Source organism: Roseibium sp. Sym1 (genome assembly GCF_027359675.1).
In the GTDB taxonomy this organism is placed as follows: domain Bacteria; phylum Pseudomonadota; class Alphaproteobacteria; order Rhizobiales; family Stappiaceae; genus Roseibium.
The window spans coordinates 4,319,459-4,335,025 of the sequence record NZ_CP114786.1; the positions used below are offsets into that span (position 1 = coordinate 4,319,459).

Consider the following 15,567-nt stretch of genomic DNA (forward strand, 5'->3'; position numbering starts at 1 on the left):
GAGAGGCAGCTCAGGCGGAGCGTCGTCTGCCAACATCACGACTGGCAAACGCATTCAGCGGAACAGGCGGGTCGATATAGGCGATCTCCAGATGGGGACGGGCCCTGGTCGTGACGCGTGCCAGGCCGAGGCTGTGGTCGCCCTCGTCCTCGATGTAGAAGGTCTCCGGCAGGTCGGCGCCTTCGCCACCCGGCACGATGATGCCGGTGTTGCCGTTTTCGAGATCATAGAGCGTGCAGGTGGTGATCAAGGCCCTTGCCATGTCCATGAGTTTTCCGCCGCGCAGTCTCGCTCTTGTCGCGGGAGAGGTCCTGCCTGCATGTTTTGCGTCTGTCGATGGCACGTCGCAGTCCTCCTTGTATCCGAATTTCAGCCAGTGATGAAACTTACAAGGAGAGTTGTAACTCACGAAGCTTTTGGAAGACTTGTGTCGGTCCGCAGCAGTTGAATCGGATTTTACGGAACGGATTAACCGCGCGATCAGACCGGACCGAAAAGCCGGGTCAGGCTGTCTCCGGGCTGCCTTGACCCGTTTCCCGTTTCAGGAAGCCCGCACCCCGGCACCGCTGGAGCGTTCAGGCGGCGTTTTTCAAGCGCTTGATGATGAGTTTGAAGATGTCTATGGGCGGGTAGGGATAATGAATGCACTCGTCGATCCCGTTCTCCAGAAAAGCGTCCTTCTGATTTGAACTCAGTGTCGACGGCGCAAGGAGAACGGACGTTCCGGTCCATTTGCTATCGCGTTTGTCGGCAATGTATCGCAGGTAGTAGTGCACGATCTTGCTGTAGACGAGAAAGACAATGTCGGTGTTGGAAAGATCGAATGTCTTGTGCGCAAGCTGCTTTTCCGTGACGAAATTGATCGTGCAGCCCAGGTCGGTCAGCGCGGTGGACAAGGGTGCGATCGTCTGGGGATTGTCGGTGACGAAGGCGACCCGGATCTCCCGTTCCGTTCCGCGCTGCTTCTTGAACATCTGGTAGATTTGCATGAGTTTCTTGCGGTCCCGGTTCTGGATCCGCTCGACCTGCGCCAGACTGGATTCCACGGTCGCCAGCAAGAGATCGTAATCGACCGGCTTTGTCAGGTATTCCTCAGCACCCAGCCGCTTGCCCGCGATAATGTCGTCACGAGTGGCCTTTGCGGTCAGGAAGACAAACGGCACGTCGTCGAATTTCGAGAAATTGCCTCGTAGCTCCTTCAAAAGCGCCTGACCGTCCATGTTCGGCATCATCATGTCGCAGATGATGAGATCGGGCTTTTCCTGCTTCAGACATTCAAGGCCTTCGCGCCCGTCCGTTGCCTTCAGGAACCGGTAGCCGGCTTCCTGCAATTCCTCGCACAGATCCTCGAGGAGTTCCTCTTCATCCTCGATGCACAGTATCGTGGCCTTCTTCTCGTCCATGGGCATATCCATCCGTTCAGCTCGCCTGTGCGGTTGCCTGCGACAATTCAGGACAGTCGGTTCTCGGCAGATAAATGGAAACGGTCGTTCCCTCGCCAACCTTGCTCTGCGCCTCAATCTTGCCGCGGTGTTTCCGGATCAGCATGTTGGTCATGCTGAGGCCGATGCCGGTGCCGGCGATGCCGCTCGACGTGGAGGCGCGAAAGTAACGGTTGAAGATTCTCGGCAGTTCGCTTTCCGGAATGCCCAGACCATTGTCCCTCACCGATATGATCGCGAACCTGTCGTTCTTGCTGCCCTCGATAAAGATGTTCTTTTCCTTCGGCGAGTATTTGGCGGCGTTGGAGACAACGTTCATCAGGCATTGCTCGATCAGCCGCCTGTCGAGTTCGATTTCATCGGGAAGCCGGTCCGTTTCGATGTGGAACGTGTAATCGGGGTGCATCTTGGCCGCTTGCGCGCAAACTTCACCGATGACCTGCGGCAGCGAAACCGCCGAAATGTTGAGCTGGATTTCGCCGTTGTCGGTCAGCGACGCGTTCAGGAACTGGTTCAGCAGGTATTGCATGCGCTCAACCGCGCTGCGAATGCGCTCCGAGCGGTCGGTCGCCATTTCAGGCGTGAGCTTTCTGGCCGAACGCGTGAGCCTCTGGGCATTGCTGTCAATGATGGCAAGCGGCGTGCGGAATTCGTGCGAGGCCATGGAGACAAAGGCGCGCTGCATTTCGTTCAGTTCTTTTTCTTGCTGCAGGTGTTTCACCAGCTGATTGGTGTGTTGCTGCAGAAGGCGATGCTGCTTCTTGTAGGATGTGACGTCCGAAAAGGTCCAGATCGTGTGTCCGTCCCGAGTGGGGGAACTCAGGAGACGATACCAGCGCTTGTTCGGCAGCCGGCATTCCAGAAGGGTTTCGTTGTTCTTGGTGATCTCGTTCAGGTCAACGGAAGGATTGTTCCTGAACTGGGTATCGATGAGTTCGGTCGCAGTCTTCTCTTCCCGGATGTAATCGTCGACGATGGGGCACAATTCCCGGAAGTGATCATTGGCCAGGATGGCCTGATCGATCACGTTGGAAATCATGACGCCGTCGGAAATCGCGTTCACGGCGTTGAGGAGCATGTCGCGCGTGGATTTTGCCTCCTCGGTTTTCTTCCGCAGTTTTTTTTCGAAAAACTCGCTGGCTTCCCTCAGGATCCGGCTCTGGCGCCGTTCCTGGGTCACGTCGGTGTAGAAAGTGACGAACCTGTTGTCTCCCAGCGGAGTTCCCTGGACCCTGATTTCCCTGCTGTCGGGGCGTTTGTGGACAAAGTCGTGCGGCTCGCGCCTGTGGGCGAGTTCGATGCGTTCGCGGATCTGTTGTTCCGGGTTTCCGGGACCATAGTCGCCGCGCTCGGCGTTGTATTTGAAGATGGTGCTCAGATAGGGATCCGACTGTATGATATCGGCCGGAATGTCCAGCATCCGCAGGGCTGCGTCGTTGATCAGAACCAGTTTCAGGTTGGCGTCGAGAACCGATATGCCTTGATGCGGTGAGGCTGCCAGGCACTGGATGAGTTTCGCCGGATCATAGCAATTGTCTATGTAGTGGTTCATTTTCTTGCCGATCTGTCTTAGGGGAAGATCGCAAGAATTCGTTATAAAATACCAAAAGTTGTATATGTAAACTTAAATGATATTGTTAACAATTGATTTTCCAGGCGGGGATTTTGAGTGTTGTTTTGAAAAAAAAGGAATTCAAACTCAGTATCTTGTGGGGAAAAGCGTCAATAAGGATTATATTTGAGAATTTACTTTGACAGTCTCTTCTTCAGGTTGAGTGTTCGGGCCGCGACCGGCAGGAGGTCCTGGACTTCGCGGATCTGTTAAGGCATCCCGAAAGGCATGCCTCCGGCGACACCCGGCTCGACCGGGGAGGCGCTTGTGCCGGCAATACGCGATTGCGCTCCGTTACTTCCCTGGCATCCAGGCTGCTGCGGGCACAGGCAACCGCGCCTTGCAGAGGCGCAGTTGCTTTCGTCCAATCCGTGTCAGCCGTAAACCAGGTTGGGCAACCAGGTGATCAGCCCCGGGAACAGCATGCACAGCACCAGCCCGACGACCTGGAGACCCAGAAACGGCAGGGCCGACTTGAAGATATCCGTCATCGGGATTTCGGGCGGTGCGACGCCGCGCAGATAGAAGAGAGCATAACCGAAGGGCGGCGACAGGAAGCTCATCTGCATGTTGACCAGATAGAGCACGCCGAACCACAGCACCAGGTCGTCCGGATTGTCGAGGCCGAAGGAAGCCGCGCCGAGCGCCTTGATGATCGGTACGAAGATGGGCACGCACAATAGCAGGATGCCGACCCAGTCCAGGAACATGCCCAGCACCACCAGAACGATCTGCATGATGATCAGGATGCCCCAGGGGCCGAGGCCGGTCGCCTCGAGCGCACCCTGCACGAATTGCTGGCCGCCTTCCAGGACATAGAGACCGACGAAGATGGTCGCGCCGAACATGATCCAGATCACCATGGCCGAGGCCTTCAGGGTGGTCAGCGACGCCTCGCGCAGGGTCTGCCAGTCGAGATTGCGGTGGATGGCGGCGACGATGATCGCGCCGAACGTGCCGATGCCCGCGGCCTCGACCGGCGTTGCGACGCCGGTGAAGATCACTCCGAGCACGATCGCGATCAGGGCGATCGGAGCGGACATGTTGGACAGCAGCCGGATTTTCTCGCGCATGGGGATGCGCTCTTCCACGGGAATCGGCGGCCCCTTCTTCGGATCGATGACGCTGCTGATGATCACGTAGAGCACATACATGCCCGACAGCAGAAGGCCGGGGACGACCGCGCCGATAAACAGTTCGCCCACCGACTGTTCGGCCACCACCGCGTAGATGATCGCCAGGATGGAAGGGGGGATGAGGATGCCAAGCGTGCCGCCGGCCATGATCGAGCCCATGGCGATTTTCGGGTCATAATGACGCTTCAGCATCGCGGGCAGGGCGATGATCCCCATGGTTACGACAGCGGCGCCGATGACGCCGACCATTGCCGCCAGCACCGTCGAGGCGATGATGGTTGCCGCCGCCAGGCCGCCCTTGACGCCGCCGAGCACCTTGTAGATGACGTCGAACATGTCATTGATGATGCCCGCCCGCTCAAGCATCGACGCCATGAAGATGAACAGCGGGATCGCCGACAGCTGGTAATTGGTCATCAGCGGGAATATGCGCGAGGGCACGATGTTAAGGGCACGTTCGTCGCCGAGCACGAACAGGAACACGCAGGCAAGCCCTCCCGTGACGAAGGCCAGGGGCAGTCCCGCCATGAGCAGGACCAGCAGCGAGCCGAACATGATGAGTGTCAGCCACTCAATTCCGATTTCCAGTCCCATGTGATCAAGCCCTGCCCGTCAATGCGCGTATGTCCTGCGCGAATTTCGAAATGCCCTGGAGCACAAGGAGGAGCCCTCCGAGCACCATCACCCATTTCATCGGCCAAAGCGGCACTTCCCATTCGTTGAAGCTGATTTCGCCCCAGCGGATATTCGGATCCGTCCATTGGGCGAGATTCCAGCTTGCCACGACCTCGCTGACGCCGATCTCGCCGCGCGCCCAGTCCGAAATCAGGGAATTGCCGGAAGGCACGGCGATGGCGTCGAAGGCGAAGATCCAGGACGTGACCAGCAGCGTTCCGGCGAAGATGAAGAAGAACACCGAAGTCAGCAGGTCCACCACCGCCTTGCGGCGTTTCGACATTGGGGCATAGAAGACATCGACCCGGACATGCGATTCCGTCAGCATGGCGTAGGAGCCGGCGATCAGGTATTGCATGCCGAACATGAGGTACATGGCCTCGTGGGCCCAGTTGGTCGGGCTGCCGAAGACATAGCGGCTCATCACCTCGAAATAGTAGACGATGACGGCGATCACTGCCCAGTAGCTCACGAATTCGCCGCAAAACAGGGACAGCCGGTCGATCCAGCCTGTCCATCCCCTGGACACATGGTCGGCGTCATCCTTGCGTTCGGCCTCTTCCAGTGCCTTGAGTTTCAACTCGGCTTCGCTGAGCTCGCGTTCGGGCGGAAGGTTGGCGTTTGCCCGGCTTACGATGCGCGGCAGCAGCACGGCGTCGATCACGACGCCGGCAAGCAGGAGCCAGAAGGCGTATTTCGCGAAATTCCCCCAGAAATTGAGCGTTTCCAGGGCGCCGGCTGCGGCCGGCCGGGCGGTTTCAAGCGCGGCTTCGGCCTCGGCGATGCGTTCGCGGCCCTGTTCGAGCCGCTGTTCCGCCCGGCGCACGTCGCGTTCGGCGCGGCGCAGGGCAAAGCTGCCTTCTTCGGCACCGGCTTCGGCCTCTGCCAGCTTCTGGCGCAGGGCGGGCAGGTCGGCCTCGGCGGTCCGGGCCCGGTCGCCTTCGCGCTCAAGTGTCCGTTCCGACTGGCGCACAAGGTTGTCCATGTCGGAGACAACAGACCGGGCGTCCTGGCTTTGTGCGTTTGCATACAGGATGCAGATGAAGACGGGGATATAGACCAGCCCGATCAGGTTTTTCAGGTAAAGCCTGTGAAGGCCGAGAATGCCGCCGGTGACCAGAATGAAATAGCCGAGTCCCAGCGTATACCGCCGCTCCTTCGCCCTTGGCCGTCTGGCCAGGCTGGCCGCGACCAATGGGAAAAGGATCAGACCGATCCAGTAGGCCCAATGCGGCAGTGTAAAGTCCAAATGAGGCATGCCTCGTCCTTCCGCTGGGGCAATTGCCCCGACTTATCCCGACAGAACCCGCGCAGAGGGCTGCGCGGGTTCGATTCTCAGCAAGTGGCGAAGGGATTAAAGCTTGAGTTCCAGACCTTCGATCTGCTCCGGAGTCACATAACCGAGCGACCCCGACATCATGTAGTCGAGCTGAATCTTGAAGATGCGCGCGCTGTCCTTGTCGCGGTTCGCGTAGTTGAACCAGATCGGCACGGCCACCTCCGTCATCAGTTCGACGTCGTCCTGGCTCAGGCGCGTGATCTCCGTGCCGTCCGCCATGAATTTCGCCCAGGCATCCTGGTCGGCCTTCTGGATGGCGGCATGGTGCATGTCCGAATAGACATGGGTTTCCATTTCGACGAACTGCCGCATCTGCGGGCTGAGCGCGTTCCAGGCATCCATGCCCACGGTGATGTCCATGAGGTCGACTGGCTGGTACAGCGACATGAAGCCCGGAGGGCCCATGGAGATGTAATCGGTCACCTGGCTGAAGCCGAGGGAGTAGTTGACCGCCGGGCCGACATAGTCGGCGACGTCGATGGTGCCCTTTTCAAGCGCCGGGAAAATCTCGGAGCCCGGCAGGACGGTGGTTTCCGCACCGATCTCGGTGAACACCTCCGCAACCATGCCGCCGGGAAGGCGCATCTTGCGGCCACGGAAATCGTCGATCGAACGGATCGGCACCTTGGAGTGGATGATGTTGGGGCCGTGATGCACCGGTCCGACGAACATCATGTTCTGCGCCGCATAAAGTTCGCGGGCAATCTCCAGTCCGCCGAGGGAATAATAGAACACGTCCCATTCATGCGGATTGCGCAGGCCCAGCGGGTAGCTGGTCAGGAAGGTAGCGGCGGGAATGATGCCCTGGGCGTAGATGGTGAACGGATTGACCGCGTCGAGCACGCCGTTCTTCACCGCGTCAAAGAGCTGGAAATCGCCGACAACGTCGTTGGCGCCGAAGGGCTGGAATGCCAGTTCGCCACCGGTCTTTTCCTCGATGGTCGCGCACCAGTCCTTGAAGATCTGCAGGCCCGCGCCTCCCGGCCAGGATGTCTGGATCTTCCAGGTGGTCGTCTGACCCTGGGCCGATGCAATGTGGGGGGCCGCCAGGGTGGCGGCTCCGGCCGTTCCGGCACCGGCAAGGGTGCGCAATGCCTGACGGCGTGTAGTCAACTTTTTCATGTCGTCCTCCCAATCGGCTAGGGAGAAATGAGCGGCTGACCATGAGCTTTGATCAAGCTCCTGATCTTCCGTGACATGGAAAGGCCCTAATATTTCTCTGCAGGTTATTGTTCTTAAAGGGCTTTACTTGCCAGCGCGGAAGATCGCCGCTCTTCTTTTTCTCCCAACCAATCAAAAGGATATTACAGTTTCAGAAACCTGCAACCTTGCAGGAGGTTCAAAACATCTTTTCTGAAAAGGAAATAATCCCGGCCACTGTCGCTAATTTAGAAAAATTCCAGTCTTGAGGCGTGAGAGGTAACTTTACGTCACTTTTTCCGGTTGCCGGGAGGCGTGTCAGCCGAGTGCCGCCAGCCCCGTCAGGTCGGCAAGCACGGCCTTCGGAGAAAGATCCGGATATTCATCCGGCATGCCGGCCCGGTTCATCCACACGGTGCGAAAGCCGAACGCGGTCGCGCCGGCAATGTCCCAGCGGTTGGACGACTGGAAGGAGACCTCTTCGGGGTAGATGCGGAAATGGGTCGTCACCATTTCATAGACCTGCGGATCCGTCTTGAACGTCTTGAGGTCATCGACCGAGAAGATCTCGTCGAACAGTTCGGTCAGCCCGGCGGCCTTGGCGGCAGCTTCCAGCATGGCGGGCGAGCCGTTGGACAGGATGGCGATCTTGGAGCCGGTCGCCTTGAGGCCGGTCAGGACTTCCGGAACTTCCGGGTAGCAGTCGAGTTCCCAATAGGCGCTCAGAAGATCGTCGCGCATGGACTTGTCGGCGGTCGGTACCAGCGCAAAGGCCGTGTCCAGTCCCTGCTGGGTCAATTCCCAGAAATCCAGATACTTGCCCATCAGGGCCCGGACCCAGGAATATTCCAGCTGCTTTTCCCGCCAGAGCGAGGACAGGCGCTGGGCGTCTGGGCCCAGTTTTTCGGCATGTTTGCGGACTGCGGCATGCACATCAAACAAGGTGCCATAGGCATCAAACACATAAGCGGCATGCGCCATAATCTGGAACTCCGGTTTTAGGAAACCGCGGAAGAGAACAGCCTGGGGACAGCTGCGTCAAGCGTGGTGGTGTGCGAAAAAAGTCGCAGGGCGGAAAATGGCGACCTGTCAAGCGGTGGGCAATGTGACGGCCCCGTCGGGTTCGATGGTCCAAAAGGGGTTATGGGCAATCTCCAGCAGATGCCCGCCGGGAATTTCCACATAGGAGGAATATCCGCCCCAGAAGGCCTTCTCGGGGTGTTTGACTGCCTTGGCTCCGGCGGCCAGAGCTTCATGAAACATGGTGTCGACGTCCGCCGCGGTGCGGGCGTTCCAGGCCAGCGTGATCGCGCCTGTCCTCGCGTCCGTTACGTCGCGGCCGATTTCCTCGGCAAGGGCCGCCTTGCTGTAAAGGGCGAGCACGCCGCCGATCACCTGAAAGAACACGACGTCCGGCGACGGAGCCGCATTGACCTGCCAGCCGAGGCCGGCCTCGAAAAACCGCCTTGCCTCGGCGATGTCGTCCACCACGAGCGTGGTCATCGAGATGCGCTGCTCCATTTCGTCTCCTCCTGTCCAGACCGGGGTGCAGTGAAAAGGTTCGCCTGTGGAAGTCAACCGCCGACTTTCCGTGGCGGTGACCGAGCGGCGCTGCTGGTGAAATGGCGTTGGAAAATTCTGTCTGTTTTGGGAGGAAGGGCGAATAAAACCTTCCCGGTTTCGACATGGACTGCGAAGAAAGACCGCAACTTTCCGGATTTCTGGGATAAGCTATTGACCTTGGGAGATTGCCGGTGTTGTGTCGGCGCAAAACCTGCAGAACCGCAGCAGAAAAGGGAAGAGACATGAGCGGATGGAGCGACACCTGGACCTGGATCGACGGGACCTGGCATGAGGGCAATCCACCGATCATGGGGCCGCGGACCCACGCTTCCTGGCTCGGTTCGAGCGTGTTTGACGGCGCCCGCTTCTTCGAGGGCGTGATGCCGGACATCGATCTGCATTGCAAACGCGTCAACGACAGCGCCGTGGCACTCGGCATGAAGGCGACCATGCAGGCCGGCGAGATGGCGGAACTCACCCGCGAGGGCTGCGCGAAGTTCAGCAGTGACCAGCAGATCTACGTCAAGCCGATGTATTGGGTTGAGGGCGACGGTCCGGGCGTGATTGTCGGCGATCCGGAAAGCACGCGCTTCTGCCTGTGCCTGTTCGACGCGCCGATGGCGCCCAGGGACGCGGCGATGAGCATCACGCTGTCACCTTTTCGGCGCCCGACCATGGAATGCATGCCGGTCAACGCCAAGGCCGGTTGTCTTTATCCCAACAATGCCCGTGCCATGGTGGAAGCCAAGGGGCGTGGCTTTGACAACGCCGTGGTGCGCGACATGCTCGGCAACGTCGCCGAACTGACCTCCGCCAACATCTTCATGGCCAAGGACGGCAAGGTCCATACGCCCGCGCCCAACGGTACATTTCTCAACGGCATTACCCGTCAGCGCGTGATCCGGCTTCTCAGGGGCGCCGGCTATGACGTCTTCGAGCGGACAATGGACTATGGCGAGTTCCTCGAGGCCGACGAGATCTTTTCCACCGGAAACTACAACAAGGTCACTCCGGTCAAACGGATTGAAGAGCGCGACCTGCAGCCCGGACCGATTGCGGCCCGGGCACGGGATCTCTACTGGGATTTCTCCCACGGCTGAGAGTGTTGCGGGCCTGTCAGCGGGCGACCAGCGCCGCGGCCACCAGAAGGGCCGTGGCTGCCGCCAGTGAAGGCGCCGAGAACGACCCGGTCGCATGGTGCAGCTGGCCGGCAAACCAGGGGCCGGCCACCTGTCCGATGCCGAAGGCCGCCGTCAACACCGCCAGCATCCGGCGGATGGCGGCAGGCCCGTCCGCGCCCACCTCTCGCCTGGCTTCCATCAGCCCCAGGGCCGTGATGCCCATGAAGGTTGCGCCGAGCAATGCCGCGCCGAGAAGGAACAGCAGCGGGTTCAGGGTGATCGCGGTCAGCGCGACCCCGGCGGATTCGAGGACACAGGCAAGGGCAAAGGCCTTGCGGGCGCCGATCCGTGCGGCGGCCCTGTTCCAGAGATAGATCGAGGGGGCGGAGCACAGTCCGACCGTGAGCCAGACAAAGGGTTCCGTCGGTTGCAGGGCAGGGGTTGCCCGGGCAATCGCGTTGACGAAGGTGGCCGTGATCACGTAGCCGAAGCCGAAAAGGCCATAGGCGAGGATCAGGCGGATCCTGTTGCCGCTCGAAAAAGGGGATGCCGGGACCTTGGAAGCGGTTGTCGCCGGCGCCGCCTGCGTTGGTCCGCCACCGTTTTCAGACGGCACCAGAAGGGTGGATACTCCAAGAAAGATGAGCGTTCCCGCGCCGCTGGCGAGCCACAAGGCGCGCCAGTCGGCGGACAGGTACGCGAGCGCGGACACAAGTAGCGCGGAGAAGGCAATGCCGCAGCCCACCCCGGCAAAATGCAAGGCGGCGAGGCCTGTCCTGCCGGCACCGGCCAGGCGCTCGAGGATCAGTGTCGTCGAGAACACCAGCACAAAGGCGCTGGCAATGCCGCTCAGGAACCTGATTGCCAGGAATGCGGCAAGCGACGTTGTCAGCGCCATGGCCGCGCTTGTCAGGGCGCTGGCCAGCAGCCCTCCCAGGAACCAGAGCCGGGGGCTGCCGGGCAGGGAGCGGGAGGCCCCGATGAGTGCTCCGGCAAGGTAACCGAGAAAATTGGCTGACGCGATCAGGCCGGCGTCGTCGGCCGGCAGGCGCAGGGCCTCGCTCATGAAAGGCAGGATCGGCGTGTAGACAAACCGCCCGATGCCCATCGCCGCCGCCAGCGCCAGAAAACCGCCAAAGGCGAGCGCGGCCGGAGAGCGGGCGATGCTAGACATGGTGTCCTCGTCGTCAGGAAACTTGACGCGGCGCGGCAAGGAGGCGGGGCATTTCAGGGGACCACAATCTTGCATGGCAAGGGCATCTTGTCATGTGCCAATGATGCCTGAGCGGACGGTTGGCCTTGGCAGCAGGCGGGCGGCTCATGCCGGGAGACGACATGTTTGTATTGGCGCACGTTGCGGGGCGTTGCAAACGAGGATCGGCAATCAGGCGATGAAGCGCTCCCATGCCGTGGAGTTCCGGACCCGGACAATGATGGTCTTTCGTCCGTCATTGCAACGGATCGTGTTTTCGCCGTCGCAGCTGTCGGGAAAGCTGATCGTCTCGTCATCGCACCGGAATGCCGCGGTGCCACGGCAATCTCCCAGATTGCTTTCGGTTCTGGGGCTTTCAGTTGAAGTCATCGTGGTGACCAGCAGAATGCCGCCGGCAACCAGTGCTGCGATCGCGTAAGTGTTATTGAAGTTCATTTCGCTCTCCAATTCCATTTTGCTAGGCGGTTATTTATGGTCGTATTCTGATCATTCTTTCCATGTCTTGCAGTGCTGAAGGTCACAATTTTTGACTTTGAGGCAATTTTGTGAATACAGATGGAATTTGCTTGTCATTTTGACGAGTGTGCCCGGTTTCTGAACGACCAGGCTTTTTGAAAAGAAAAAAATTTCTTTATTTTCGCGTTCCCACCTTGCCCACAAGCCGCTGCAATCCTATTTTGCCGCTCGACGCGGTCCTTGCGGGCAACCCGGAGGAGCCGCCGGTCACCGACCATTTGAGGAGTTTGTCATGTCTTTTGAATTGCCTGACCTGCCGTATGCATATGATGCACTGGCCCCGTACATGTCTGCTGAAACGCTCGAGTTTCACCATGACAAGCACCACCAGGCCTATGTCACGAAGGGCAACGAGCTGCTCGCGGGCAGCGGCCTTGAAGGCAAGTCCCTGGAAGAGATCGTCAAGGAGAGCTACGGCAAGAACGCGCCGCTGTTCAACAATGCCGGTCAGCACTACAACCACATCCACTTCTGGAAATGGATGAAGAAGGACGGTGGCGGCAAGTCGCTTCCGGGCGCACTCGCTTCCGCGATCGACAGCGACCTGGGCGGATTCGACAAGTTCCGCGCCGACTTCATCGCCGCGGGTGTCGGACAGTTTGGCTCCGGTTGGGCATGGCTCGCGGTCAAGGACGGCAAGCTGGAAATCATGAAGACACCGAACGGCGAAAACCCGCTGGTTCACGGCGCGGCGCCGATCCTCGGCTGCGACGTGTGGGAGCATTCCTATTACATCGACTACCGCAACGCGCGTCCGAAGTACCTGGAAGCTTTCATCGACAACATGATCAACTGGGACTACGTCCTGGAAATGTACGAAGCTGCCAAATAAGCCATTCCGGCAGCAGGTTCGAGGAAAACCCCGGTTCTCAGGAGCCGGGGTTTTTTGATATTGTTTCCGAATTGTTGACGGTGTGTTCGTAGGTTTTTTCCCGAGTTCACAAGAGCGTGATTTTATTACCGGTCGGTATCTGCGCTGTACTCCTGGTTGAACAAGGCGTCTTCGACGCCTGAATCAGAGGGAGTAGGTGATGCGAAATTTCCGGAAATTCGCGGGTGCGGCCATGGCAGCCGGGCTGGTTCTGGCAACCATGCCGGCCCAGGCGACAGACGATCCGATCGCGACGCGCCAGGCCATCATGTCGTCCATGGGGGCGGCGGCCGGTCTCGGCGGCGGCATGATGAAAGGCGAAATCGCCTATTCGCCGGCAGCCGGAAAGGCGGCGATTGCGACGGCACGCGCTGTTGCCCTGACATTTGGCGACTATTTCCCGGCGGGCTCCGATCAGGGCAAAACCGGAGCGGCGCCGAGCATCTGGGAAAATCCGGACGGGTTCGCGGCGGAACTCGCCAAACTCGCTGAAGCGACCGCCAAGGGCGTCGAGGCTTCCGGCAAGGATGGACCTGCCGACGTGGAGGCCTTCAAGGCGGCCATGGGACCGATCTTCGGTACTTGCAAATCCTGTCACGAGACTTACCGTAAGAAGAACTGACCTGAGCGGTCTTGTTCTGAACTGATCTCTGGAGAGGCCGTTGAAAAAGGCGATCACTGTCCTGTTCCTCCTAGGCGTGATCGCCGCCGGCACCGGCTGGGGCCTCTCCGCCCCAACGCGCCTGAGTCAGACGCAGGATGCCGCGCTTCAGGAGGGCGATCCGGACAGGGGCGAGCTGGTGTTCTGGGCAGGAGGCTGTGCGTCCTGCCATGCCGCCAAAGGCGCCGAAGGCGATGAGCTTCTGAAGCTGGGGGGCGGTCTGCGTCTGGAAACGCCCTTCGGAACCTTTGTCGCGCCGAACATTTCCTCCAGCGAGGCCGACGGGATCGGAGCCTGGTCACTGGCCGACCTGGCCAATGCCATGACCCATGGCACCTCTCCGGACGGACGCAACTATTATCCGGCCTTTCCCTACACGTCATATGCACGCATGTCCGGCGATGACCTGGGGGACCTTTATGCCTTTCTCAAGACCCTTCCGGCCGTTGAAGGCAAGGCGCCTGGCCACGAACTGGGCTTTCCGTTCAACATCAGGCGCGGCCTGGGACTCTGGAAGCGCCTGTTCCTCGATCCGTCGCCGGTCATCGCCGCGCCTGCCGGCGGGGCGGAAGTTGACATGGCTCTCTGGGAACGCGGCCGCTACCTTGTCGAGGGGCCCGGACATTGCGGGGAATGCCACACGGCGCGCGATTTTGCCGGCGGTCTGATCCTGGCCGACTGGCTCGGCGGTGCGCCCGCGCCGACAGGAGAGGGGAGGATCCCCAATATTTCGCCGGTTGATGGCGGTTTCGGCAGCTGGAGCGCGTCCGATATCGCCTATTATCTGGAGAGCGGCTTCACACCGGAATACGATTCCGTGGGTGGCGAGATGGTTCATGTGCAGGAAAACATGGCCAGATTGCCGGCGGGCGACCGGGACGCGATTGCGGTATACCTGAAAGCGATTCCTCCGGTTTCGGCGGCAGGGTCCTGAGCCTTTCATTCTATCCATGGGCGCCCATCTTTCATGACCTCTTTGCACAGTTTCAAGATCGCACCGGCCAGCGGTGCGGACGACCTTGCCCATGTCAGGGCTCTGTTTCGTGCCTATGTGGACTGGCTCGGGATCGATCTGTCCTACCAGGGCTTTGAAGAAGAACTGGCGGGACTACCGGGAAAATACGCACCGCCGTCAGGCGGGCTGTTCCTGGCAAGGCGCCCGGACGGCACCGTTCTGGGCTGCGTCGGCCTGAGAGCCTTTGGGGATGAGGGCGCCAGCGAGATGAAAAGGCTCTATGTTCTGCCCGAGGGGCGGGGCCTGGGTGTTGGCGCCGCACTGGTCGCGCAGGTGGTCTCGGCGGCCCGCGATGCCGGCTACGGCGAAATGCTGCTGGATACGTTGCCGACCATGACGGGCGCGATCAAGCTCTACAAGGCTGCGGGTTTTGAGGAAGTGCCGGCCTATTATGACACCCCGATCAGCGAAACAGTGTTCTTCCGGAAAGCGCTGTCGCCATGAGAGGTGCCGTCAAACAAAACCACCTGCGAGCAGGTGGCCAGTTTTTCCGATTGTTTTTTTGTTTTGGGTCGCATCGCCCGTGCACAGTTATACTTTTGTCTCAGTGCGATCCTACTTTGGTTGTAGAGCAGTTGTGTCGCGCATCAACTACGTAAAAATACGTATCTACGTGATGCCGGTCGGTCCGGGCGACGATTGAACGTGTTCAGACCGCAAAGATCGCCTCGATCTCGATCTTCAACCCGGGTGCGAACAGCGCGGAGATGAGCAGCAGGGAACTTGCCGGCACCGCATCTCCGTAGGCCTGGGACAGGGCGTCCCGGATCTGCGGAATATCGGTGGGATCGGTTACGAAGACAGTCACTTTGATGAGGTCTTCGAGCGAACGGCCAAACTCCAGTGCCAGAGTTTCGAGCTGGTTCAGAACGGCCCGTGTCTGGGCGTGCGCCGACCCGGTCTGGGCCGGGGTGCCGAACGCGGTGAAGCCGGATGTGTACAGGGTCTGGCTATGAATGACGGCATGTGTGTAAGGACCGGCCGGCAGGCCGAGTTGTTCGATATTCTTTCGGATGATGGACATTGGGGCTCCGGAATTGCTCAGGGAAGTTTGCCGGCGAGGAAGGCGGTTGCCCGGTTGACGGGCGGGCCCAGGAGAAAGGCGAGGACGGCGGCGGCCGGCCATGCAAGCCGGAACGCCGCCATCCACTGGCCGAGAAAGGCCTCCGTCAGCCCCAGATTGATGAAAGTGACCCAGCAGGACATCATCAGGGACAGGCCGAAGGACATCAGCACTGTTGCGATCAGGCGGCTCTTCATGGG

17 protein-coding genes are annotated in these 15,567 nt (G+C 59.9%); 5 read left to right on the plus strand and 12 right to left on the minus strand.

Features of this window, described 5'->3' with window-relative positions; genetic code table 11:
• Positions 1-10: 10 nt before the first annotated feature.
• The 8 genes from O6760_RS19615 to O6760_RS19650 form a co-directional block, all read right to left on the minus strand.
• The gene (locus O6760_RS19615) at positions 11-343 is read right to left on the minus strand and encodes a hypothetical protein (RefSeq protein WP_269581393.1); all 333 of its coding nucleotides are present in this window, start codon (positions 341-343) and stop codon (positions 11-13) included.
• Between the two features lie 232 nt (positions 344-575).
• Positions 576-1,403 carry a response regulator gene (locus O6760_RS19620; RefSeq protein WP_269581394.1) on the minus strand — a complete coding sequence of 276 codons (828 nt, stop codon included), beginning with the start codon at positions 1,401-1,403 and terminating at the stop codon, positions 576-578.
• Between the two features lie 16 nt (positions 1,404-1,419).
• Positions 1,420-2,994 carry a sensor histidine kinase gene (locus O6760_RS19625; RefSeq protein ID WP_269581395.1) on the minus strand — a complete coding sequence of 525 codons (1,575 nt, stop codon included), beginning with the start codon at positions 2,992-2,994 and terminating at the stop codon, positions 1,420-1,422.
• A 434-nt stretch (positions 2,995-3,428) separates the two neighbouring features.
• Positions 3,429-4,784: a TRAP transporter large permease gene (locus O6760_RS19630; RefSeq protein WP_269581396.1), complete on the minus strand. Its 1,356-nt coding sequence runs from the start codon at positions 4,782-4,784 to the stop codon at positions 3,429-3,431.
• A gap of 4 nt (positions 4,785-4,788) precedes the next feature.
• Positions 4,789-6,123, minus strand: coding sequence for a TRAP transporter small permease subunit (locus tag O6760_RS19635; RefSeq protein ID WP_269581397.1), 1,335 nt, complete (start codon positions 6,121-6,123; stop codon positions 4,789-4,791).
• A 96-nt stretch (positions 6,124-6,219) separates the two neighbouring features.
• Positions 6,220-7,326, minus strand: a complete 1,107-nt coding sequence (dctP, locus tag O6760_RS19640; RefSeq protein ID WP_269581398.1) for a TRAP transporter substrate-binding protein DctP — start codon at positions 7,324-7,326, stop codon at positions 6,220-6,222.
• Between the two features lie 336 nt (positions 7,327-7,662).
• A complete protein-coding gene (locus O6760_RS19645; RefSeq protein WP_269581399.1) occupies positions 7,663-8,325 on the minus strand; it encodes a haloacid dehalogenase type II in 663 nt (220 codons plus the stop codon).
• Between the two features lie 108 nt (positions 8,326-8,433).
• Positions 8,434-8,865, minus strand: coding sequence for a VOC family protein (locus tag O6760_RS19650; protein WP_269581400.1), 432 nt, complete (start codon positions 8,863-8,865; stop codon positions 8,434-8,436).
• Positions 8,866-9,149: 284 nt separating this feature from the next.
• Between O6760_RS19650 and O6760_RS19655 the strand changes: the two genes are divergently transcribed.
• The gene (locus O6760_RS19655; protein WP_269581401.1) at positions 9,150-10,007 is read left to right on the plus strand and encodes a branched-chain amino acid aminotransferase; all 858 of its coding nucleotides are present in this window, start codon (positions 9,150-9,152) and stop codon (positions 10,005-10,007) included.
• Positions 10,008-10,023: 16 nt separating this feature from the next.
• Here O6760_RS19655 and O6760_RS19660 read toward each other — a convergent pair whose 3' ends face one another.
• Both O6760_RS19660 and O6760_RS19665 read right to left on the minus strand, forming a co-directional pair.
• Positions 10,024-11,202, minus strand: a complete 1,179-nt coding sequence (locus tag O6760_RS19660; protein WP_269581402.1) for a YbfB/YjiJ family MFS transporter — start codon at positions 11,200-11,202, stop codon at positions 10,024-10,026.
• 210 nt (positions 11,203-11,412) lie between these two features.
• Positions 11,413-11,676: a hypothetical protein gene (locus O6760_RS19665; RefSeq protein ID WP_269581403.1), complete on the minus strand. Its 264-nt coding sequence runs from the start codon at positions 11,674-11,676 to the stop codon at positions 11,413-11,415.
• A 313-nt stretch (positions 11,677-11,989) separates the two neighbouring features.
• Here O6760_RS19665 and O6760_RS19670 point away from each other — a divergent pair, with 313 nt between their 5' ends.
• The 4 genes from O6760_RS19670 (at position 11,990) to O6760_RS19685 (ending at position 14,748) form a co-directional block, all read left to right on the plus strand.
• Entirely contained in the window at positions 11,990-12,589 is a 600-nt protein-coding gene (locus O6760_RS19670) for a superoxide dismutase (RefSeq protein WP_269581404.1), read from the plus strand.
• A 199-nt stretch (positions 12,590-12,788) separates the two neighbouring features.
• Entirely contained in the window at positions 12,789-13,250 is a 462-nt protein-coding gene (locus O6760_RS19675) for a c-type cytochrome (protein WP_332306199.1), read from the plus strand.
• 40 nt (positions 13,251-13,290) lie between these two features.
• Positions 13,291-14,223, plus strand: coding sequence for a cytochrome c (locus O6760_RS19680; RefSeq protein ID WP_269581405.1), 933 nt, complete (start codon positions 13,291-13,293; stop codon positions 14,221-14,223).
• Between the two features lie 33 nt (positions 14,224-14,256).
• On the plus strand, positions 14,257-14,748 hold the full coding sequence (locus O6760_RS19685; RefSeq protein WP_269581406.1) for a GNAT family N-acetyltransferase: 492 nt from the start codon (positions 14,257-14,259) through the stop codon (positions 14,746-14,748).
• A 205-nt stretch (positions 14,749-14,953) separates the two neighbouring features.
• Here the strand turns inward: O6760_RS19685 and O6760_RS19690 are convergent, their stop codons facing one another.
• Both O6760_RS19690 and O6760_RS19695 read right to left on the minus strand, forming a co-directional pair.
• Positions 14,954-15,328: a RidA family protein gene (locus tag O6760_RS19690; protein ID WP_269581407.1), complete on the minus strand. Its 375-nt coding sequence runs from the start codon at positions 15,326-15,328 to the stop codon at positions 14,954-14,956.
• A 17-nt stretch (positions 15,329-15,345) separates the two neighbouring features.
• On the minus strand, positions 15,346-15,564 hold the full coding sequence (locus O6760_RS19695) for a DUF2798 domain-containing protein (RefSeq protein ID WP_269581408.1): 219 nt from the start codon (positions 15,562-15,564) through the stop codon (positions 15,346-15,348).
• Positions 15,565-15,567: the final 3 nt, after the last annotated feature.

Coding starts and splice junctions, on each gene's coding strand:
- O6760_RS19620 (WP_269581394.1), bottom strand. CDS start 1,403: ATGGACGAGAAGAAGGCCACGATACTGTGCATCGAGGATGAAGAGGAA.
- O6760_RS19625 (WP_269581395.1), bottom strand. CDS start 2,994: ATGAACCACTACATAGACAATTGCTATGATCCGGCGAAACTCATCCAG.
- O6760_RS19630 (WP_269581396.1), bottom strand. CDS start 4,784: ATGGGACTGGAAATCGGAATTGAGTGGCTGACACTCATCATGTTCGGC.
- O6760_RS19635 (WP_269581397.1), bottom strand. CDS start 6,123: ATGCCTCATTTGGACTTTACACTGCCGCATTGGGCCTACTGGATCGGT.
- dctP (WP_269581398.1), bottom strand. CDS start 7,326: ATGAAAAAGTTGACTACACGCCGTCAGGCATTGCGCACCCTTGCCGGT.
- O6760_RS19645 (WP_269581399.1), bottom strand. CDS start 8,325: ATGGCGCATGCCGCTTATGTGTTTGATGCCTATGGCACCTTGTTTGAT.
- O6760_RS19650 (WP_269581400.1), bottom strand. CDS start 8,865: ATGGAGCAGCGCATCTCGATGACCACGCTCGTGGTGGACGACATCGCC.
- O6760_RS19655 (WP_269581401.1), top strand. CDS start 9,150: ATGAGCGGATGGAGCGACACCTGGACCTGGATCGACGGGACCTGGCAT.
- O6760_RS19660 (WP_269581402.1), bottom strand. CDS start 11,202: ATGTCTAGCATCGCCCGCTCTCCGGCCGCGCTCGCCTTTGGCGGTTTT.
- O6760_RS19665 (WP_269581403.1), bottom strand. CDS start 11,676: ATGAACTTCAATAACACTTACGCGATCGCAGCACTGGTTGCCGGCGGC.
- O6760_RS19670 (WP_269581404.1), top strand. CDS start 11,990: ATGTCTTTTGAATTGCCTGACCTGCCGTATGCATATGATGCACTGGCC.
- O6760_RS19675 (WP_332306199.1), top strand. CDS start 12,789: ATGCGAAATTTCCGGAAATTCGCGGGTGCGGCCATGGCAGCCGGGCTG.
- O6760_RS19685 (WP_269581406.1), top strand. CDS start 14,257: ATGACCTCTTTGCACAGTTTCAAGATCGCACCGGCCAGCGGTGCGGAC.
- O6760_RS19690 (WP_269581407.1), bottom strand. CDS start 15,328: ATGTCCATCATCCGAAAGAATATCGAACAACTCGGCCTGCCGGCCGGT.
- O6760_RS19695 (WP_269581408.1), bottom strand. CDS start 15,564: ATGAAGAGCCGCCTGATCGCAACAGTGCTGATGTCCTTCGGCCTGTCC.